At 72.8% G+C, this 19075-nt stretch carries 19 protein-coding genes; 13 read left to right on the top strand and 6 right to left on the bottom strand.

The genetic code is table 11. The features are described 5' to 3' along the window. Nucleotides 1-115: 115 nt before the first annotated feature. The gene (locus EIW28_RS11785) at nucleotides 116-487 is read right to left on the bottom strand and encodes a hypothetical protein (protein ID WP_125247902.1); all 372 of its coding nucleotides are present in this window, start codon (nucleotides 485-487) and stop codon (nucleotides 116-118) included. Between the two features lie 130 nt (nucleotides 488-617). Here EIW28_RS11785 and EIW28_RS11780 point away from each other — a divergent pair, with 130 nt between their 5' ends. The 6 genes from EIW28_RS11780 to EIW28_RS11755 all read left to right on the top strand — a co-directional run bounded on the left by EIW28_RS11780 (nucleotide 618) and on the right by EIW28_RS11755 (nucleotide 5039). Further along, nucleotides 618-1676 carry a TetR/AcrR family transcriptional regulator gene (locus EIW28_RS11780; protein WP_125247901.1) on the top strand — a complete coding sequence of 353 codons (1059 nt, stop codon included), beginning with the start codon at nucleotides 618-620 and terminating at the stop codon, nucleotides 1674-1676. A gap of 484 nt (nucleotides 1677-2160) precedes the next feature. Then, the gene (locus tag EIW28_RS11775; protein ID WP_158630378.1) at nucleotides 2161-2511 is read left to right on the top strand and encodes a YbaB/EbfC family nucleoid-associated protein; all 351 of its coding nucleotides are present in this window, start codon (nucleotides 2161-2163) and stop codon (nucleotides 2509-2511) included. 3 nt (nucleotides 2512-2514) lie between these two features. After that, nucleotides 2515-2841 carry a hypothetical protein gene (locus EIW28_RS11770; RefSeq protein WP_125247899.1) on the top strand — a complete coding sequence of 109 codons (327 nt, stop codon included), beginning with the start codon at nucleotides 2515-2517 and terminating at the stop codon, nucleotides 2839-2841. Continuing rightward, nucleotides 2841-3926 carry a hypothetical protein gene (locus tag EIW28_RS24200; protein WP_158630377.1) on the top strand — a complete coding sequence of 362 codons (1086 nt, stop codon included), beginning with the start codon at nucleotides 2841-2843 and terminating at the stop codon, nucleotides 3924-3926. Before EIW28_RS11770 ends, EIW28_RS24200 begins: the two co-directional genes overlap by 1 nt. Then, nucleotides 3923-4486: a hypothetical protein gene (locus EIW28_RS11760; protein ID WP_125247898.1), complete on the top strand. Its 564-nt coding sequence runs from the start codon at nucleotides 3923-3925 to the stop codon at nucleotides 4484-4486. The genes EIW28_RS24200 and EIW28_RS11760 overlap by 4 nt, the downstream gene beginning before the upstream one ends. 136 nt (nucleotides 4487-4622) lie before the next feature. Further along, entirely contained in the window at nucleotides 4623-5039 is a 417-nt protein-coding gene (locus EIW28_RS11755) for a hypothetical protein (protein WP_125247897.1), read from the top strand. A gap of 52 nt (nucleotides 5040-5091) precedes the next feature. Here the strand turns inward: EIW28_RS11755 and EIW28_RS11750 are convergent, their stop codons facing one another. Further along, nucleotides 5092-6156, bottom strand: a complete 1065-nt coding sequence (locus EIW28_RS11750) for an LLM class flavin-dependent oxidoreductase (RefSeq protein ID WP_125247896.1) — start codon at nucleotides 6154-6156, stop codon at nucleotides 5092-5094. A gap of 132 nt (nucleotides 6157-6288) precedes the next feature. On the opposite strand from EIW28_RS11750, the gene EIW28_RS11745 reads away from it, so the two are divergent. The 3 genes from EIW28_RS11745 to EIW28_RS11735 all read left to right on the top strand — a co-directional run bounded on the left by EIW28_RS11745 (nucleotide 6289) and on the right by EIW28_RS11735 (nucleotide 9141). Further along, nucleotides 6289-7320, top strand: coding sequence for an aldo/keto reductase (locus tag EIW28_RS11745; RefSeq protein ID WP_125247895.1), 1032 nt, complete (start codon nucleotides 6289-6291; stop codon nucleotides 7318-7320). 128 nt (nucleotides 7321-7448) lie between these two features. Then, the gene (locus tag EIW28_RS11740) at nucleotides 7449-8651 is read left to right on the top strand and encodes a sulfotransferase family protein (protein WP_125247894.1); all 1203 of its coding nucleotides are present in this window, start codon (nucleotides 7449-7451) and stop codon (nucleotides 8649-8651) included. 79 nt (nucleotides 8652-8730) lie between these two features. Further along, entirely contained in the window at nucleotides 8731-9141 is a 411-nt protein-coding gene (locus EIW28_RS11735) for a cupin domain-containing protein (RefSeq protein ID WP_125247893.1), read from the top strand. A gap of 3 nt (nucleotides 9142-9144) precedes the next feature. Here EIW28_RS11735 and EIW28_RS11730 read toward each other — a convergent pair whose 3' ends face one another. Beyond that, on the bottom strand, nucleotides 9145-9369 hold the full coding sequence (locus tag EIW28_RS11730) for a DUF4287 domain-containing protein (protein WP_125247892.1): 225 nt from the start codon (nucleotides 9367-9369) through the stop codon (nucleotides 9145-9147). 180 nt (nucleotides 9370-9549) lie between these two features. Here EIW28_RS11730 and EIW28_RS11725 point away from each other — a divergent pair, with 180 nt between their 5' ends. Both EIW28_RS11725 and EIW28_RS11720 read left to right on the top strand, forming a co-directional pair. Then, nucleotides 9550-12891: a glycosyltransferase gene (locus EIW28_RS11725; protein WP_158630376.1), complete on the top strand. Its 3342-nt coding sequence runs from the start codon at nucleotides 9550-9552 to the stop codon at nucleotides 12889-12891. Continuing rightward, nucleotides 12888-14390 carry a glycosyltransferase gene (locus EIW28_RS11720; protein WP_125247890.1) on the top strand — a complete coding sequence of 501 codons (1503 nt, stop codon included), beginning with the start codon at nucleotides 12888-12890 and terminating at the stop codon, nucleotides 14388-14390. The genes EIW28_RS11725 and EIW28_RS11720 overlap by 4 nt, the downstream gene beginning before the upstream one ends. Here the strand turns inward: EIW28_RS11720 and EIW28_RS24195 are convergent. Then, the gene (locus EIW28_RS24195; RefSeq protein WP_158630375.1) at nucleotides 14343-15227 is read right to left on the bottom strand and encodes an FG-GAP repeat domain-containing protein; all 885 of its coding nucleotides are present in this window, start codon (nucleotides 15225-15227) and stop codon (nucleotides 14343-14345) included. The genes EIW28_RS11720 and EIW28_RS24195 overlap by 48 nt on opposite strands. A gap of 144 nt (nucleotides 15228-15371) precedes the next feature. On the opposite strand from EIW28_RS24195, the gene EIW28_RS24190 reads away from it, so the two are divergent. Beyond that, complete coding sequence (locus EIW28_RS24190; RefSeq protein WP_158630374.1) at nucleotides 15372-16037, top strand: hypothetical protein; 666 nt, start codon at nucleotides 15372-15374, stop codon at nucleotides 16035-16037. 21 nt (nucleotides 16038-16058) lie between these two features. Further along, complete coding sequence (locus EIW28_RS11710; protein ID WP_125247888.1) at nucleotides 16059-17456, top strand: hypothetical protein; 1398 nt, start codon at nucleotides 16059-16061, stop codon at nucleotides 17454-17456. Nucleotides 17457-17459: 3 nt separating this feature from the next. Here EIW28_RS11710 and EIW28_RS11705 read toward each other — a convergent pair whose 3' ends face one another. Both EIW28_RS11705 and EIW28_RS11700 read right to left on the bottom strand, forming a co-directional pair. After that, the gene (locus EIW28_RS11705) at nucleotides 17460-18116 is read right to left on the bottom strand and encodes a hypothetical protein (protein WP_125247887.1); all 657 of its coding nucleotides are present in this window, start codon (nucleotides 18114-18116) and stop codon (nucleotides 17460-17462) included. Further along, on the bottom strand, nucleotides 18100-19050 hold the full coding sequence (locus EIW28_RS11700; protein ID WP_125247886.1) for a hypothetical protein: 951 nt from the start codon (nucleotides 19048-19050) through the stop codon (nucleotides 18100-18102). Before EIW28_RS11700 ends, EIW28_RS11705 begins: the two co-directional genes overlap by 17 nt. Nucleotides 19051-19075: the final 25 nt, after the last annotated feature.

Here is a 19075-nt window from a genome sequence, read left to right as displayed (position 1 = left end):
CTGGAGTCGGACCGCTGGATCGATGAGATGGTTCGCCTGATTCGTCGAAGGTTGAGAAACGCCGCTCGGACATCGCACGGCGGCGTTGAGAAGCTCTGCCCGACCATACACCAACTCAGCGGCGCGTCACCCGGTGCAGCACCTCGCGTCCGCGCTCGGGCAGTTCGGCGGCCGCCGAGAGCAGTGTGTCCCGGGCCTCTTCGAGCTGCTCCAGGGCCTTGCGGTACCCGTGGGCGCGGCTGCGCCGGTCGTACGCGATCTTGATCGCCACCACCGCGACGGCCGCGACGCCCGCGGCGGCGACCGCCACCACGACCGGGCGGATCCCGCGCCGCGGCTCCCGTTCCCACTCCTCCGCGTCGAGCAGCTCCTTCCCGTGCAGCTCACCGACATCGGCACCCTCGTTCGCGAGGTCCGACATGCGGATCGCGTCGGTCTCCGTCGCCGGCTCGGCGGCCTCCGGGGCCGCGTCCTTCTGTTTCGCCATGTTCGCCTCCTCCTCGATGCGCCAGGATTCCCCGGCCGCCGAGCAGGGAAACCTTCCCGTTCGAATCCGGATGACGACGACATCGGGATGTTCACATATCCTGAGATCGACCGCTGGAGAAGGAGCGACTATGGCGAGACTCACACGAGCCCAGCAGCAGGCGCGCACCCGCGCGGCGGTCCTCGACGCCGCGCGCGCGGAGTTCGTCGAGCACGGGTACGCCGCCGCGAAGGTCGACCGGATCGCCGAGCGGGCTGAGCTCACGCGCGGCGCCGTCTACTCGAACTTCCCGGGCAAGCGCGCCCTCTACCTGGCCGTCCTCGTCGCCGTGGCCGAGCGCGCCCCGGTCGCCGAGGCCGCCGCGGCCCCCGCCTCCGCGCAGGACGCCCTCGAGCGCTTCGCCCGCGCCTGGCTCGAGCGCCTCCCCCTCGCCGGCGACACCGCCGCGGGCGGCCGGCTCCAGCTCCGCTCCCTCGCCGGCGTCGTGGACGACGAACCGGGGCGCGCCGTCCTGACCCAGCTCGCCCGCCTCGAGTCCCTCCTGCTCGCCCTCGGCCTCGAGACCGTCGCCCCCGGACGCCGGGTCCGCCTCGCCGAGCTCGCGCTCACCCTCCTCACCGGCTCCGGCCTCCTCGCCGAACTCGCCCCCGGCTTCGGGGACCCCTTCGACCGCGCCCGCGCCTGCGGCCACCTCGCGGCCCTCGACCTCCACGACGCCTGGAAGCCGCCGCGCCTCCCGTTCGCGCCGCCCGCCGCGGCGGCCGCGGACCCGCTCGACGCGCCGGACGGGCTCGTGGACCTCCTCGGCGCCGGCCCCGTCGACCTCGCCGCCGACGGCCTCGTGGCCGTCCTCGGCACCGGGCGCCTCACCGCCGCCGAGGACGCCGTCAGGGCCGCCGCGCCCGGCGAACGCGTCACCGTCGCGATCACCGTCCCCGACCTCGCCGAGACCGGGAACCTGGTGCGGCTCAAGGTGATCGACCTCGCCGCGTGCCTTCGGGCGGTGTTCCCCGCCGCCGCCTGGCGGCGCCTGCGCATCGTCGTCGGCGACGGCGCGCTTGCCGCCGCCCTCGGCGTCGAGGACCTCGGCGACCACACCGAGGCGGCCCTGCGCGTCCGCGGCGGCGCCGCGACCGCCCGCAGCCTCGGCTTCGGCGCCGCCCACGCGGTCGCCCGCGCCGAAGCCTGAGCGTCCTCCACGCCCCGCGCCGCGGCGGCCACGCCGGCACCGCCCGCCTCGCGGCCGAGCGCTTCCTCGTCCGCAACCCCGGAACCCCTCGACCATGCGCACCGCCGCCGGTGCGGGCGAGCCTGATCGGCCGCGAGGCGCGCCTCGGCCTCCACCCGGCCGGATCGAAGCACTCGACTCCAGATGTTTAAGACATCCACATGATCACATCATCGAAGATTAGACGGTGACGATCGCGCCAGTGTCCTCGTGAACTGGGCTTTCGCCTTGCAGCTGAACGAATTGCGGCATTGGCGGGCCGACGATACTCTTGACGCGTCTTGACGTTCCCTTGACGGGAAACAACACAACTCCTGTTCATCTGGACGTAACTTTGGTGAACTTTGTGTGAAGAGTGTCACCGAAGGCGAACCTCGCGGGCGACCGCGGGCGTCTCCAGATGAGCGCAATCCCCGACTTGAAAGGTGGTCGAACGTTGCCCTCAGTGTTCGAAGACCCCGAAGGCTATATGCGGGACTTCCAGACCCGCATGGCCTCCATGGTGGAGCGCGCCTCCTCCCTCGGCGACGCCATGGCCGGCGCCTCCGCCACCGCGGCCTCCCCCGACGGCGAGGTCGAGGTGACCGTCGGCGTGGGCGGCGCCCTCCAGGAACTCCGCCTGGGCCCCGGCATCAGGCAGATGTCCGCGGTCTCGCTCGCCGAGATGATCAAGGCCGTCTACCGCCAGGCCGCCGACAGCGCCGGCCGCAACGCCACCGGCGCCCTCGCCGAGGTGTTCGGCGAGGACAACGAGCTGGTCCGCCAGGCGCGCGCCCGCTCCGAAGGGCAGGAGTGACCCGTGGGCGAAGGCTTCAACGTCCCCGACCCCGCCGCGTTCGAGACGCACGTGGACAACATCGACTCCAAGGTGATCGGCCCCGTCGCACAGGCGTACGCCGCCGCCGAGGCCAAGGGCTCGGGCTCCATGCTCGACTTCGGAATCATCAACGCGCCGTTCGCGCTCGGCGCCATGGCACTCGCCGCGATCGCCACGAACCTCATCGAGACCGCGCGCGAGGCCGCCCAGGAGACCACGGCCCGCGTCAAGGCCACGTGCGACGCCTATGTGGAGTGCGACTCCTCGGTCGCCGAGACCTTCAACACGTACATCAGGAGCGGCAACTAGTGAACGACCTCATCGTCAACGACACCGCCGACGCTCCGCCGATGGGCGAGCTCGACGGCGCCCGCGCCCTCGCGAGCGCCCAGGACCTCATGAACTCCGACACCGGGCTCGAGTACGCGATGAACGGCACGGTCGCCGCGCTCGACCTCCTCGCGTTCGTCGCGAACCCCTTCAAGGAGTTCCTGATGGCCGGCGTCGGGTTCCTCGTGGAGCACGTCGACTTCCTCAGGGAGCCTTTGGAGTGGGTCGCCGGGGACCCGGGCGCGATCAACGCCACCAAGGACACCTGGAACAACATCGCCGGGGTCCTCGACCAGGCCGGCGCCGACCTCCAGGCCGAGGTCGAGTCCCTCTCGGAGTGGCAGGGCGACGCCGCCGAGGCCTACCGCCTCCTCGCCGCCGACTTCGGCAGCGCCATCCAGGGCGCGGGCACCGCCTCGAGCATCATGGGCAACTACATGATGGTCATGGGCATCTGGACCGCCGTCACCCGCGGGCTCATTTTGGAGCTCATCTGCGACTTCGTGTCGCGCGCCATCATGTACGCCCTCGCGGCCCTGGCCTCCTCGTGGATCACGCTCGGCGGCTCGTTCGCGGCGATGATCGGCGGCATCGTGGTCGACGCGATGAACGTCGGCGCGAAGATCATGAAGCACCTGACCAAGCTCGGCGACGCGATGCAGATGCTCTCGACCCGCTTCACGAAGCTGAACGAGATCGTCGGCGACCTCGGCCGCGTCCTCTCGAAGTTCGGCGCCCACAAGCAGATCGACCTCGGCTTCGGCGCGCTCGGCAAGGGCACGGGCCTGAAGTTCGACCAGCTCTCCAGCGCCATCAAGAACGACCTGCCGTTCCCCGGCAACGGGTTCCGCTCGAACTACCAGGGCGACAACGCGAAGGACATCTTCGACGCGATGGGCAACCTGTGGGGCTCGGGCAAGCTCAACGTCCCCGGCATGACCGGCGCCTACAACCTCGACGTCTTCGGCAAGGGGGCGCTCGGCGACATGCTCACCGGCTACCCGATGACCGGCCTCAAGAGCCTGCTGGGCGGCGTGCCGGGTGCGGTGCAGGACGGCGGGTGAGCGCTCTTGAGGCTAGCGCCGTCGAGTTCGTGGTCGTGATCGGCGGGATCGTGCTGTGGCTGGCGGGCGTGTTCGCGGTGTTCTACCGCGGGTTCGCCGTCCCGGGGGTGAAGCTCGACGAGCTCAAGTTCGAGGTCGCCGAGCGCCGCGGGCTGTTCTCGCAGCTGCCCCCCGACGATCTGCCGCGGACTCAGGCCGAGCTTCGGGAGCGTGTGGTGCGCAATGAAGTCGGCGCTCTCGCCTCCTCCACGGGGGAGGAGCGCCGCTTCATCATCTGGGAGGCGTGGAAGGGCGATCCCGCTTTCAAGGCCGAGGTGAACCAGCGGATGCGCGACCACTACCCGCCGCGCCACACGTACGTCGCGCTGCTGCTGGGCGGCGCGTGGTCGGCGGTGTTCCTGATCGCCGCGCCGCTGCGGGACGCGCTCGTCCCCGATCAGGTCGAGGCCCTGGCGGCGGTGTGGCTCCTGGTCGCTCCGCTGTGGATCGCCTTCGGGGCCTTGCTGGTCCTCGAAGGACTCGCGGCCGCGCGGCGGCGGTCGCGGCGCAAGACGATGTGAAACCGGAACGCAGGCGAGGGAAGACCGTCATGCCTACTACCACTTCTGTTAACCCGCAACGCAATAGCATTGTCAGACCACCTCGCGGGGGAGCGGGCGCCGCTCCCGCCGGGCCGCGCGAGCACAAGGAGAGCAAGTGAGCGAGACCCCCGAGCAGCCCGAGCAGCCCGAGCAGTCCGAGGAGTTCGACCTCGCGGCCTTCATGGCGGACTTCGAGAAGCGCATGTCCTCGCTCCGCGGCGAGGCCATGCCGGTCCGGCACCTGGTCGACGCGACCAGCGTCCGGATCGTCTCGGAAGGCGGCGAGGTGGCGGTGACCGCGAACATCGCGGGCGCACTCGTCGACGTCGAGTTCCTCCCGGCCGCCGCGTCGCTGACGCCGGTCGAGCAGGCCGCCCTGGTCATCGAGACGTACGAGACGGCCGCCGACGCCGCGCGCGACCGCACCCACGACATCGTCGCCGGCTTCGTGAACCAGTCCGCGCGCACCCGCGAGCTCGCGCGCCGGCTCATCGAGGAGGCCCGGGAGCGCCAGGCCGACCCCGGGCAGTAGGACGCGACCACGAAGGCCGCCAGGCGCGTCCGCGCCCGGCGGCCTCGCGCGTTCAGTCGCGCAGGAGCGGCAGCAGCCGGTCGCCCTGCCGCTTGATCTCCGGCAGGTACGGGGTGTCGGAGAGGACGAAGTGCGTGATGCCGAGTTCGCGGTACCGCCGCAGGGACTTCGCGACGTCCTCGGCCGAGCCGACGAGCCACGTGGTGCCCGCGCCGCCGCCTCCGAACCGGCCCGGCGCGGTGTAGAGGTTGTCGTCGAGGACCTCGCCGCGCGCGGCGAGGTCGAGGAGGCGCTGCTGCCCCACCGCGGTGCGGCGGCGGGCGTCGCGCAGGTACTCCTGGTTCCCGGCGGCCATGGTCGCCACCTTCGCCTCGGCGTCGGCCCACGCCTGCTCGGTCGTGTCGCGCACGAACGTGGTGATGCGCAGCCCGAACTCGAGCGGCGGGTGCTCGCGGCCCACCTCCTCGCTGAGCTTCCGCAGCCGCTCGATGCGCTCGCGCACGCCGTCGAGGGGCTCGCCCCAGAACAGCTGCACGTCGGCCTCGGCGGCCGCGACCCGCTCGGCGGCCTCGGACGCGCCGCCGAAGTACAGCCGCGGGTGCCGCCGCTCGCCCTCGGCCACCGGCCGGAGCTCCAGGGCCGAGTCGGTGACGGCGAAGTGCTCGCCCCGGAAGGTCACGCGCTCCTCGGTCCAGAGCCGGCGCGTGATCTGCATGAACTCCCTCGTGCGGGCGTAGCGGTGGGCCTGGTCGCCCTCGCTGTCGCCGTACGCGGCCAGGTCGTCCTGCCCGGACACGATGTTCACCAGGACGCGGCCGCCGGTGAGGTGGTCGAGGGTGGCCGCGGCGGAGGCGAAGTGCGCGGGCCGCCAGTAGCCGGGGCGGATCGCGATGAGCGGCTTGAACGTCGTGGTGCGGGCCGCGAGCGCGGTCGCGACGGTGAACGTGTCGGGCCGCCCCCAGCTGGTGCCGAGGAGCGCGCCGCCCCAGCCGTGCGCCTCCAGGGCCTCGGCGTGGCTCGTCAGGGTCTCCAGGCTGTTGTGGCCCTCGACGGCGTCGTCGCCGCGGTGGCCGGGGCGGGCCTGGTTCGGGATGTACCAGAGGTATTCGGCGCTCATGTCGCTCCTCGCACCGCACGACCGCGGCTCGTAATCTATTTATCCTATCGATGTAGTATAGATTGCGGGCCGACTACCATCCACCCCATGAGCGGGCCCGTTCCGCGACCCCCCGACCGAAAGGGCACTCCCATGACCCACGGCGCCTTCGAGACCACCCACGCCGCCGCCCGGGACCGCTACGACCGCATGGCCTACCGGCGCGCTGGGCGCAGCGGCCTCGACCTGCCCGCGCTCTCCCTCGGGCTGTGGCAGAAGTTCGGCACCGACTACGCGTACGAGACCCAGCGCGAGATCATCCTGCACGCCTTCGACCTCGGCATCACCCACTTCGACAACGCCGACCGCTACGGGCCGCCGCACCGCGCCGCCCAGCAGGTCTTCGGCCGCGTCCTCGCCCGCGACCTCGCGCCCTACCGCGACGAGCTCGTGCTCTCCACCAAGGCCGGCAACCCGATCGGCCCCAGCCCGTACCTCCGCGGCGGGTCGCGCAAGTCGCTCCTGAACTCCCTCGACCACAGCCTCCGCGACCTCGGCACCGACTACGTGGACGTGTTCTACCACCACCGCGCGGACCCGTCCACGCCCCTGGAGGAGACCGCGAGCGCCCTCGCCGACGCCGTCCGCCAAGGCAAGGCCCTCTACGCCGGCGTCTCCAACTACACCCCCGAGCAGGCCCACGCCATCGCCGAACTCCTTCGCGTCCAACGCGTCCCGCTCCTGGTCCACCAGCCGCGGTACTCGGTCTTCGACCGCACCCCCGAACTGAGCGGCCTGCTCGACACCGCCGCCGCCGACGGCTTCGGGCTCGTCGTCTACTCCCCGCTCGCCCAAGGGCTCCTGACCGACAAGTACCTCCAGGGCATCCCGGCCGGCGCCCGCGCCGAGAACAGCGCCTTCCTCTCGCCCGACGCCATCGACGCCGTGTACCGCGAACGCGCCGCCGCCCTGAACGCGCTCGCGCAGGGCCGCGGCCAGTCGCTCGCGCAGCTCGCCCTCCAGTGGGTGCTGCGCCGCCCCGAGGTCACCTCCGCGCTCATCGGCGCCTCATCCACGTGGCAGCTCGACCACAACGTCAAGGCCCTCGACTTCCCGCCGCTCACCGACGACGAGCTCAAGCTCATCGACGAGCACGGCGTCCACGGCACCGGCCTGAACCGCTGAACCGGCGGGCCCGTTCCCTCCCGAAGTGAGCACGGCCTCAATGGAGTCTCGCCCTTGATCGACTTCGGCGGGCGTGCGAGGATGCGGTGGCGAGACCCCTGTTCCCCTCCCCCGGAAGGACTCGTCCCGTGCGACGCGTATCCCGCCTGGTCGTCCCCCTCAACGCCGCCATGCAGACCACCATGCGGCGCCAGACCGCCGACGTGGACGGCTTCTTCGACCGGCTGGTCCGCCAGGCCGAGGCCGCCTCCGGCGGCACCGCCGCCGGCGACGAGCGGTTCGTGGAGGACTTCCGCTTCCTCCTCCGCCAGGTCGCGAAGGTCCGCACGATCTCGCCGCTCGGCTGGACCGGCTTCACCTCGGACCTCAAGGGCCGCATGACGAACCGCTTCCGGGTGCGCCGCCTCGTCGCCGAGAGCCCGGAGATCCTGGACGAGCCGATCGAACGGCCGATCATCGTCACCGGCATGCCCCGCACCGCGACCACCCTGGCGCACAAGATCCTCGCCTACCCCGAGGGCAACCGGGCGCCCCTCATGTGGGAGCTCCAGGCCACCGACCGCGCCGACATGGACGAGAAGGTCCGCCGCCACCGCATCAAGGTCGCCCGCCAGGCCGCCCGCTTCGGGCACTTCTTCTCGCCGGTGCTCCCCGACATCCACCCGATGGAGCCGGAGTCGCCCGAGGAGTGCGTCTTCGCGCTCCCGCACGGCCGCAACCACCTCGTGACGTTCCGGATGCCGGGCTACCGCCGGTGGCTCGACGAGCACGACTTCCTCCCGGACTACCAGTACTACAAGCAGGTGCTCCAGGTCCTCCAGTTCGGCGCGCCGCGCCGCCGCTGGGTCCTCAAGTCCCCCTACCACCTCGAGCACCTCGGCGTCCTCATGCGGGTCTTCCCGGACGCGCAGATCGTGTGGACGCACCGCGACCCGAACACCGTCATGGGCTCCTGGTGCTCGCTCATGGAGACCGGCGTCGCCATCTGCAACCGCGAGTACGACCCGCACCAGATCGGCCAGGACTGGCTCGAGATGCTCTCCCGCATGGTCGAGATCGGCCGCGACGTGCGCACCACCCTCGCCCGCGACCGGGTCGTCGACGTCTCCTACCACCAGCTCACCGCCAACCCCTACGACGAGCTTCCCGGCGTCTTCAAGCGCCTCGGCATGGACTTCACACCGCGCGACGAGCAGAACCTGCACGACGTCCTCGCCCGCCCCGGCATGAAGCGCGGCCACGAGTACAGCCTCGCCCACTACGGCCTCGACCCGGACATGCTCGACAAGGCCTTCGGCGACTACGTCCGCATGGTGCACGCCATGCGCTGACCGCCGCGTCGGCCCGCGCCGTCGGCGCCGGCCGCTATGGTCGGAGCGGCAGTACCCGAGGACCCGAAGGCGGCAGCCGATGTCGATCCCCGAGACCTTCGAACCGGCCCTGCGCGGCAGGACCCTCGCGCCGCCCGGCTCCGGCATCGTCCTCGCCGAGTGGGAGGCCGAGGGCGCCGCCGACGGCGAGCGCCTGGAGCAGGCCCCGCTCCACCGCCACGGCGAGGACGAGGCCTGGTACGTCCTCGAAGGCGTCCTCGGCGTGCGCATCGGCGACGAGGAGGTCGAGGTGCCGGCCGGCGGCGCCGCGATCGTCCCGGGCGGCACCGCCCACACCTACTGGAACCCCCGCCCCGAGCCCGCCCGGTACCTCCTCGTGATGGGCCCCAAGACGAACGCGCTCATCAACGCGATCCACGCCGCCGCCGACCGCGGCCCGGACGCGATGCGGCGCCTCTTCGAGGAGCACGACGCCGAACTCCTCGCCTGACCGTCAGGCCGTGTACGCCGGCCACTTCCCGGGGTTCAGGTGGTAGGCCACGAGCGCGTTCGCGTGCCCGTGCCCGAGCCCGTGCTCGGCCTTCAGCCAGTCCACGAGCGCCTTGTGCCCGCTCACCCCGCTGCCCTCGATCAGCTCCAGCCAGGCGGCGATCGGCCGCCCGTACCGCTCCTCGATCGACGGGAAGTACGAGACCGGACCCTTGGACTCCGCGGCCATGATGCTCCTCCTAGTGCGCGATGTGCTCTCGCCCGGGTAGACGACGCGGCCGCCGCGGATTCATCGCGCCGCCGCCGGGTGCGAGTCGAACGCATGCGCGAGTCGGCCCGCAGGTCAGGAGCGGCGACACGCCGCGCGGTTGAGACTCGGACGCGGGGGGAGCCCGTAACGTTCCCGCTCGTGACCGGTTCCATCAACCGCCTGATCGGGCGTTCGCTCAGCACGGCACGGGCCTCCAACGTCGCGGACATCCTTGAGTGGGGGCAGTACCACGACTCGCGGCTGGCGCCGCACGTCCTCGCGCGCCTCGCGTACCCGAACGACCCCGACGCCCTCCTCGACGCCCGCGGCAACAGGGCCCGCCTCGACAGAGCCGTCCTCGACCTCGAAGCGGTCTGCGCGCTCGGCGCCGCCCTCGGGTACAAGGCCGCCACCGCCGAGCAGCGCGCGAACGCGCTCGCCCTGTTCGACCTCGCGCACCGCCGCCTCGGCGACCGGATGCCCAAGCAGTACCGCGAACTCCACGTCATGACCGCGTACCTGCTGGGCCGCGGCGACCGCGTCCAGCAGCTCGAACGCTCCTACCGCGGCCGCTCCGACGTCCTGGGGCGCGCCCTCCACTGCCAGGACGCCCACCCCGGCCGCGGCGGCGACGCCGCCACCTACCTGCGGCGCTTCAAGGCGTTCGCCGGCTGGCCCGAGCTCGACTGCGACGGCCTGAGCATCGACCGGCTCCGCACCGCCCCCGTGCCCGCCGTCGAGGACGGGCCCCTGATCTCGGTCGTCATGACCTGCTTCCAGCCCGACGCGAGACTCCTCAGCGCCGTCCGGTCGGTCGCCGCGCAGTCGTGGCAGCGGTGGGAGCTCCTCCTCGTCGACGACGGCTCCGGTCCCGCCTACGAGGACGTGCTCCTCCAGGCCGCCGGGATCGACCCGCGCGTCAGACTCCTCGTCCAGCCCGAGAACGCCGGCACGTACCAGGCCCGCAACCGCGCGATGGCCGTCGCCGCGGGGGAGTTCATCACCGGGCTCGACTCCGACGACTGGGCCCACCCGCGCCGCCTCGAACGCCAGGTGCGGCCGCTCCTCGACCGGCCCGAGCTGGTCATGACCGAGTCGTTCAGCATCGCCGTCAACGAGGACCTCTCGCTCGTCATCGACCCCCAGGTCGCCGTCCTCGCCGCGCGGTCGACGCCGATCATGATCCGCGCCCGCGAGGTCATGGGCCGCATCGGCTTCCACGACGAGGTCCGCCGCACCGCCGACTCCGAGTACCGGCTCCGCGTCAAGGCCGCGTTCGGCCGCAAGGCCGCCCTCCGCCTCAAGGACGCGGGCCCGCTCACGCTGGTCCGCCACGCCGACGACACGCTCTCGGCCGGCGAGGTCTCGCGCCACTGGATGTCCGCCGGCCGCTTCGCCTACCACTCCGGGTTCGTCCAGTGGCACCGGCGGATCGCCAAGGAGGGCGCCTCGCCGTTCCTCGCCTCCGTGCCGCGGCCCCGGCCCTTCCCGATCAGCCAGGACATCGTGCGCGGCAAGGCCGAGAGCGAGGCGATCGCGTACGAGCGGATCTACGCCGCCGACTGGAGCCGCCTCGACAAGCGCCGCCGCGCCATGCTCGACGACGCCGCCCGGCGCACCGCCCGCGGCGCGGCCGTCGGCCTCCTCCACTGCCCCGAATGGGTGGACGTCAGGGGCAGGCCCGCCCTCATCGACGAACTCGTCCTCAAGTCCGCCGCCGAGCACGGCTTCGACTTCATCGACCTGGAGGAGCGGCACACCGCGCCGGTGGTCGTCCCCACCGCGGCCTACGCCGAACTCCTGCGCTTCGAGCACCCCGGCCTCGCCGAGCAGCGCCTGCGCGTCCAGTCCGCCGAACCCGCCCCCGGCGACGCGCCCCTGCCCGCCCCTAAGGCCCCGAAGTCCGAGCGCCGCTGGAAGCAGCGGCTCCGCGCCGCCGCCGCCGGCCTCGTCACGACCGCGGTCCGGCGCCGCCGCCGCACCGCGTTCGCCGCCGCCGCGGCCGTCGCGGTCCTCGCCGCCGCCTGGGCCGCCGGCTCGGCCGCCGGGGCCGCGGCCGCCGCGCTGTGCCTGGCCGCCGGCGCCGTGCACCTCGCCCTGCGGCGCGTCCACGACCGGCTCCGCTCCGCCGCCGTCAAGCCCGAGCGCGCCAAGGCCTCCCGCTCGGGCCTGCCCGAGTCGAAGCGGCGGCTGCTGGAGCAGTGGGAGCTGCGGCTCCTCCACGGCTGGTCCCAGTCCGCGCACGCCGCGCTCACCGCGATCGCCGAGAACGAGGACGGCCACTACGAGAGCCAGGTCCGCGCGCTCGCGGCCCTGTGCGCGCACCGCGCGGCCGTCGCCGCCCGGACCCCGCGCAAACTCGACCTCGACGTCGTCATCGTGTCCACATTGAACCTCCGCGGCGGCACGACCTCCGCGAACGAGGCCGAGATCCTCGCCTACCGCGACGCCGGCCTCAAGGTCGGGCTCGTCCACCACCCGGTCAAGGACCGCGCCATGGGCCGGCCCGTCGACCCCCGCCTCCTCGACCTCGTCGACGGCGAGCAGGTCGTCCGCGTCGACCCCGAGGACACCGTCCGCTGCGACCTCGCCATCGTGCGGTTCCCCGTCGCCCTCGAACGGCTCATGGAGGACCGGCCCCGGATCGACGCCGACCGGACCGTGCTCCTGGTGAACCAGACCCCGTTCGAGGAGTACGGCCTCGCGGGCGGCTACGGCACCGCCTGGAGCGTGCGCGACGTGCACCGCAACGTCACCGCCTGGCTCGGCCGCCACACCTGGTACCCGATCGGCCCCGCCGTGCGCGACACGCTGCGCGCCCACCACGCCGCCGAACTCGACGGCGTCGACCTCGCCGAGGACTTCTGGTACGAGACCATCGACGTCGCGCAGTGGACGCCCCCGGCGCCGCGCGAGCGCGCCCCCGGCGAGCCGTTCCGGCTCGGCCGCCACAGCCGCGACCACGTCACCAAGTTCCCGAACATGGCCGCCCGCCTGCGCGCCGCCTACCCGGACGCCGACGACGTCGAAGTGCACCTCCTCGGCGGGCACGACGCCCTGCGCCGCATCCTCGGCGAGATCCCGCCGCGCTGGACCTCGCACCGCTTCGGCGCGATGTCCGCCGCAGAGTTCCTCTGGAGCGTCGACGCGTACTCGTACTTCATCGACGAGAACCTCGTGGAGGCGTTCGGCCGGGCCCCCCTGGAGGCCATGGCCGCCGGCGTCCCGTGCATCCTGCCGCCGGCCTTCGCCGAGCTGTTCGCCGACGGCGCCCTCTACTGCGAGCCCGACGGCGTCGCCGCCCACGTGCGCCGCCTCGCCGACGACCCCGCCTACCGGGCCGAGCGCGCCGCGGCCGGGCGGCGCGTCGTCCACGAGCGGTTCTCACCCGAGGCCCTGCTGCGCCGCGTCGCAAGCCTCGGCGTCGACGTCCCCGCCCGCCCGGCCGTGCCCGGCCCCGCCGCACCGATCCGCACGCCGAGCCTTGGAGGCGCCCGATGAACCTGCCCCTGCTCGCCGCAGGCCCGGTCCTCCTCGTCCTCGCCGTCCTCTGCTGCCGCACCGCCGTGCGGATCGCCAAGCTGCGCAAGGACGTCGCCGCCCGGCAGGGCACCGTCGCCCTGCTGCACCGGCTCGCCCGGAGCCCCGGACCCGGCGCGGAGGCCGCCGCCGTCCAGCGCATGCGCCGCGTCGAGGAGGGCCTCGCCGGCGGCTTCCCCGGGTCCGCTGTGGACGACGCCCGCAAGGTCGCCGCCGCCCGCGAACTCCCCGTCGCCGACCGGCTCGCGCTCATCAGGTCGGTCGCCGCATGGCAGCGCCTCGACGAGCAGGCGTCCGCCAGGCCCGCCCGCGCCGAGTTCGACGTCCTCGTGATCTCCCACTTCGGCCTGCCCGGCGGCACCACCTCCGCGAACGAGGCCGAGATCAAGTCCTGGCACGAGCATGGCCTCAAGCTCGGCCTGCTCCACCACCCCGTGTACGCGTGGGGCCCGAACGCGCCGATCCACCCGCGCATCCAGGCGCTCGTCGACGCCGGCGCCGCGACCCTCGTCGACCGCGACGCCGAGGTCGAGTGCGCGCTCGCGCTCGTGCGCCTCCCGATCGTGATGACCACGCCGCTCGAACGGCGCCCCGCCGTCACGGCCGCCCGCACCGCCGTCCTCGTCAACCAGACGCCCTACCGGTTCTACGGCGACACGGGCCCCCGCGAGCACGCCTGGGACATCGCCACGGTCGCGCGGAACGTCGAGGAGTGGCTCGGCCGGCCCACCTGGTTCGCGGGCGGCCCCCTCGTCCTCGCCGCCCTGCGCCGCCACCACGCCGCCGAGATCGCCGCGCTCGACCTCGCCGCCGAGCCGTGGACCGAGACGATCGACGTCGCCGACTGGCGCCTCCCCGCGCGCCGCGCGGGCGACGGCCGCATCCGCATCGGCCGCCACTCCCGCGACCACGAGCTCAAATGGCCCGAGGACCCGGCCGTGCTGCTCCAGTGCTACCCGGACGCCGACCCGTTCGACGTCCACGTCCTCGGCGGCGCCGCCGCGCCCGCCCGCGTCCTCGACCGGCTGCCCGCCAACTGGACCGTGCACGAGTTCAACGTCATGACCGCCCGCGAGTTCCTGTCCCGCATCGACCTCATGGTCTACTTCATCGCCTCCGACGGCCTCGAGGCCTTCGGCCGCGCGCCGCTCGAGGCGATGGCCGCCGGCGTCCCGGTGATCATGGACCCGCGCTTCGAGCCCACCTTCGGGCCCGCCGCGGTCTATTGCGCCCCGGCCGACGTCGCCGCGACCGCGACGCGCCTCGCGACCGACCCGGTCGCGTACGCCGCGCAGCAGGCCGCCGCCTGGGACCACCTCGAACGGCACTGCTCGCCGCGGGCGCTCATGGAGCGGCTCTCGCGCTGCGCCCCGGTCGGAAGCCCGCGGCAGCGGACCTCCTCGCCGGAGCCCTCAGGCGATCGTCATCGAGTTCCAGCCGGAGTCGACGACCGGGGATGAGCCGTAGCCGCCGAGGCCGTCGCCCTTGAACAGGTACAGCAGGTTCGCGGCGCGCTCGCGCCCGAGCCAGTCGGCGTGGCCGTCGCCGTCGAAGTCGCCGACGGCCGCCGCCGACTCCATGACGTCCCAGCCGCAGTCGAACAGGACCGGCGGCGCGAAGCCCTCGCTGCCGGGGCCGGCGTAGAAGTACATGCACTCGTCCGACTCGCGCACCGCGACGACGTCGGCGTGCCCGTCCTCGTTCATGTCCCCGACCGCGGTCAGCTCCCTGACCCGGTCGAAGTCGGCGCCGATCGCGGTGCGGCGGCCGTGCGTGCCGGTCCCGGTGCCCGGGTAGAGCCACAGCGTCCCGGTGCCCGCCTCGACGGCGAGGAGGTCGCGCAGGCCGTCCCCGTCGTAGTCGTGCCCCGCCGCGATCGCGGTCATGACCTCCCAGCCGCGGCCGATCCGCACCGGCGGGTCGAAGCCGGCGCCGTTGCCGGCGTAGAAGTTCAGGGCCCCGGTCGCGGCCATGCGGCCGACGAGGTCGGCCCGCCCGTCCCCGTTCAGGTCGCCCGCGGTCTCGATGAGGTCGAGGCCGCCCCAGTCCCGGGCGACGACGGCGCGGGGCCCGAAGCCGCCCGCGCCGTCCCCCGGCCACAGCTCCAGCGCGCCGGTCTCGTCGCGGCGGGCCACCACGTCGTCGAGGCCGTCCCCGTCGTAGTCGTAGTTCCCGGCGGCCACGAGCCCCGTCGGAGGCGCCTGCGCCGCAGCGGGAGCGGCCAGGAGCGCGGCGGCGGCGAGGACGGCGCCCGCGGCGGCGAGGCACCGCGCCGCGCCGCGATTCAGGTGGTTCATGCTGGCTTCCTCCGAAGTCGGGCCCGAGCTGCCCCGGTGCCCACGGAACGCCATCGTCCACATGGAGCGCCGGCCGCGGCGGCCGTTCCCCCGAATTGCCGCCAAACGGGTGCGGAACCGCAGAACATCGCTAAGCTCCGATTCGTGTTCCCGACCTTCCTGCGCCGCCACCGGCTCGCTCTCGTCGCCGCCGCGGCGCCGCTGGCGGTCCTGGCCGCCACGGCCGTGACCGCCGCCGCGCCGGCCGAGTGGGCCGCGCCGCCCGCCGTCGAGGTCCAGGAGCAGGACGGCGCCAACCTCAACTTCCGGCGCGTCGCGATCACCAGTCCCGGCGCGACGATCGACCTCCTCGGCCAGTCCGAGCCGCTCGGCACGGGCGCGTTCGCGGGCGAGGTCGACCTCGCCCGGCAGCCGGGCGAGCAGGCGATGACGACCGCGAACCTCGTGTTCGCGATGGCCGGGGAGCCGCAGGTCGCCTTCGGGCAGGTCGCGGTCTCGCTGCGCCCCGAGAGCCTCGGCTCCTACCAGTACGACCCGGCCGACCAGTCGCTCGTGTTCAGGACCGGCCTGGAGTTCCGGGCCGAGCGCGTGCCCGGCGTCGGCGTGCGCGGCGAGCCCGTCTTCCTCTACACCGGCCCGCTCCGCCTGCTGCCCACCGAGACCGTGGACCCGCCTGTGTTCCCGCCCGAGGGGCAGACGTTCGCGCTGCCGAGCGCGGTGCCGCTGTGGGAGGGCGCCGACGGCGTCACCAGCTCCGAGCCCGTCGGCCTGCTCGCGGCCTTCGACGTGACGGTCACCCATCCCGCATAGCCTCGGCGAAAGGATCCGGCCATGAGTTCGACCGCGCGCCAGCGCCTCGCGGTGATCGCCTCCGGGGTCCTCTCCGCGCTCATCGCCGGCATCCCGTCGTTCGCGCAGGAATCCGGGGACGCCGCGCCGGTGCTCGACTTCGCGGCCGCGACGTGCGGCGCCGCGGGCGACCTGGAGGCGGAGTTCCTGCTGACCGAACCGCTCGACGCGCCGGCCGGGGACGCCTGGACGGTCGCGGACGTGCGCGTCGAGGCCGCCTCCGGTCCGCTGCCCGCGACCGCCGTCTCCGGGACCCTGCTGCCCGGCGCCGAGGTCCCCGCGCCCGGCGAGGGCTCGCTGTCCGGCACGGCGCCGGTGCCCGCGAGCGGCGGCCGGGTCGCCTTCGCCGCCGACCTCGAACGCGGCGGCGAGCAGACCACAGTGGAGGGATCGGCGGTCCTGGAGCCGTGCGGGCCCGCCGTCCCGGACGAGGAGCTCGAGGTCCCCGGCCGCGTGTGGGGCCCCTACGGCGGCAAGCGGACCATCCCCACGCACGTGTCGCCGGCCGGCGGCCAGACCACGCACCCGAGCGTGCTCCACTTCCCGGACGGCTGGAACGGGTACGAGTTCTGGATGGCCCACACCCCGTACCCCGGCAGCAACTCCGCGCACGAGGACCCGAACATCGCCGCCTCCCACGACGGCGTCAACTGGGTCGTCCCGGCCGGCCTGTCGAACCCGATCGACGACCAGCCGGGCCTGCCCGGGCCCTACAACTCCGACACCGACCTGGCGATGGGGCCGGGGAACACGATGTACGTGTTCTGGCGGGTGGTCATCCCCGAGCTGACCCAGGAGCGCATCAAGTACGCGACCTCGACCGACGGCGTCAACTGGTCCGCGCCGGCGGAGGCGCTGCGCAGCTCCATGAAGGTGCGCCGGCCGCTGTCCCCGGCGTTCCTGTACGAGGACGGCCGCTGGGTCATGTGGGCGGTCAACATCACCCGCTCTCCGAACCGCGTCGAGTACACCGTCGGCGGCGCGACTCCGGCGAAGGCCGACTGGGGCACGCCGGTCGCGGTCGCCGTGGGCGGCATGCAGCGCGAGAAGGAGCCGTGGCACCTCTCGGTGCACAAGGACGGCGACGAGTACATCGGCCTGCTCAACGACACGGTCATCGGCTCCACCGGCCGCGACGGCGACCTGCTCTTCCTCGCGGGCGAGACCCCGACCGCGTTCGCCAACTCCGCCAAGTCGACCGTCCCGCGCACCAAGCCGTTCCAGCACGACCACCTCTACCGCGCCACGATGATCGTCTCCTCGGAGTACGGCAGGCCCGGCTACCGCATGTGGTACTCGGCCCGCCTCGCCCTGAACCCGGACGTCTGGAACGTCCAGGACACGTTCCTCCACGGCGCCGCGGTCCACGGCGCCCCATGAGGCTCAGGCCCGGAACGCCGACCGCACCAGCTCCCCGACCGCGACGGTGAGGTCCCGGATCGGCACGGCCCCGGGGCCGAACTCGGTGCTCGGGTACTCGCCCTGCGTGGTGGCGGGCCAGATCTGGACGATGAGCTCGAGGTTGCTGTCCGCTGCCATGCACTCCGCATAGGGCGCGGGAAGCCGGACGTGGTCGACGCAGACGCCGTGCTCGAATCCCTCGACCGAGTCGGCTTCCAGGTCCCAGTCCGGAGAGCCGGACTGCGGGTCGAGGAAGCCGTCGTATCCGAGCGGCTCGGATTCGTCGAACACCTTGATGTCCAGTGTCAGTCGCTGCCCGGTCAAGCCGTCGGAGCCGGGGTCCCATTCGAGTTCGCAGACGTACGAGGCGTACGAGCCCTCGGGACCGGAGATCCGGGGCTTGGGCGGGGCCGGCTCGGGGGAGTCCAGAACCTCCTGCATCGCGGACGGGTCGCCCAGGCAGACCTCGTTCCAGGAGGAGGGCGCCGCGGCCTGGTAGTCCGGGGCGGACAGGAGCGGGAGTGCGACGGCCAGGGTCGCGGCGATCAGCACGAGTGCGGCGACGACCGCCAGCAGCATGCGGCGCGAGCCGAAGCGCGGCTTTCGAGCCCGCGGGCCGTACTCAGAGACTGGATTCATGGTGGAAGCTCTCGGTGTCCACTTCATCGGAACCGGGCGGCGCCGGAATCGCGATCTCCCGCATGCTCCAGTTGCCCCGGAGCGCCTCGATCGCGCTGTAGATCTCCTCGTCGGCCTGCATGATCGCGGTCTCGGTGGAGGCGAGATTCCTGCTCATCGAACTGACGAGGGTGTTGGAGTCGGACGCCTCGAGTTGGGCGTCGATCTGGCTGAAGGCGTAGATGCTCGATACCAGCGAACCCGCGCCGCTGGAGGCTGCTCCGGCGATCGCGGCTGCGGCGCCCGCGGCGGCGACGACGCCGAACCCTGCGGCGGCGATGCCGAGGATGCCGATGACCAGGTTCACCTCCAGCGCCTTCTGCGTGTCCTTGTACGCGGCGATCATCTGGTCGGCCATCTTCAGCGCCTCCGCCATCAGGGACTGCACCGCGGCGTTGGCCTGGAGGGCCGCCGCCTCCAGTGAAGAGCAGGCGTTGATGGTCGAGGCGAACAGCTCGGCTTGGCGGGCCTGCGCGGGCGAATAGGCGGAGAAGTACTCCTCGAACGCCTCGGCCGCGTCGCCGTACCAGTTCCCGATGTTGCTGAGGATGTTCCCGGGAGCACCTTCGATACCCACCATGTCGGCGGCGGTCGACTCGAAGAGCGCGGCCGCGTCGTGGAAGGGCGCGGAGTCGATGCCGACCAGTCGCCTGCACCGGTCGGGCAGGTCCTCGAGCACCGCCGCGTCGCTGCTGATGATGACGCCCTCCTGCCCGGAGGTGATCTCGTCGTAGATCAGTTGGAACCAGGTGCCGACGAGCGGGATCGCCTGGACGCCGACCCTGGCCCAGAACTCGTCGATGGTCTGTTCCAGTGCTTTCATCTCGTGGAGTTTGGACGCGAGGTCGTAGAGGTCCTGATCGAGCTGCTCGAGGCTGTACGGGTTGCCTGCCAAGATCGGCGCCTTTCTTCGATCCGTG

Origin of the sequence: Glycomyces terrestris (assembly GCF_003933745.1) — a bacterium.
In the GTDB taxonomy this organism is placed as follows: domain Bacteria; phylum Actinomycetota; class Actinomycetes; order Mycobacteriales; family Micromonosporaceae; genus Glycomyces; species Glycomyces terrestris.
The sequence above is the reverse complement of the archived record's forward strand: the minus strand, read 5'-3'. Positions and strand labels throughout refer to the sequence as shown.

What these genes read in the sequence shown, in the direction of transcription:
- EIW28_RS11705 (WP_125247887.1), bottom strand. Translation starts at nt 18,116, where the DNA reads ATGAATCCAGTCTCTGAGTACGGCCCGCGGGCTCGAAAGCCGCGCTTC.
- EIW28_RS11710 (WP_125247888.1), top strand. Translation starts at nt 16,059, where the DNA reads ATGAGTTCGACCGCGCGCCAGCGCCTCGCGGTGATCGCCTCCGGGGTC.
- EIW28_RS11720 (WP_125247890.1), top strand. Translation starts at nt 12,888, where the DNA reads ATGAACCTGCCCCTGCTCGCCGCAGGCCCGGTCCTCCTCGTCCTCGCC.
- EIW28_RS11780 (WP_125247901.1), top strand. Translation starts at nt 618, where the DNA reads ATGGCGAGACTCACACGAGCCCAGCAGCAGGCGCGCACCCGCGCGGCG.
- EIW28_RS11730 (WP_125247892.1), bottom strand. Translation starts at nt 9,369, where the DNA reads ATGGCCGCGGAGTCCAAGGGTCCGGTCTCGTACTTCCCGTCGATCGAG.
- EIW28_RS11735 (WP_125247893.1), top strand. Translation starts at nt 8,731, where the DNA reads ATGTCGATCCCCGAGACCTTCGAACCGGCCCTGCGCGGCAGGACCCTC.
- EIW28_RS11750 (WP_125247896.1), bottom strand. Translation starts at nt 6,156, where the DNA reads ATGAGCGCCGAATACCTCTGGTACATCCCGAACCAGGCCCGCCCCGGC.
- EIW28_RS11745 (WP_125247895.1), top strand. Translation starts at nt 6,289, where the DNA reads ATGACCCACGGCGCCTTCGAGACCACCCACGCCGCCGCCCGGGACCGC.
- EIW28_RS11785 (WP_125247902.1), bottom strand. Translation starts at nt 487, where the DNA reads ATGGCGAAACAGAAGGACGCGGCCCCGGAGGCCGCCGAGCCGGCGACG.
- EIW28_RS24195 (WP_158630375.1), bottom strand. Translation starts at nt 15,227, where the DNA reads ATGAACCACCTGAATCGCGGCGCGGCGCGGTGCCTCGCCGCCGCGGGC.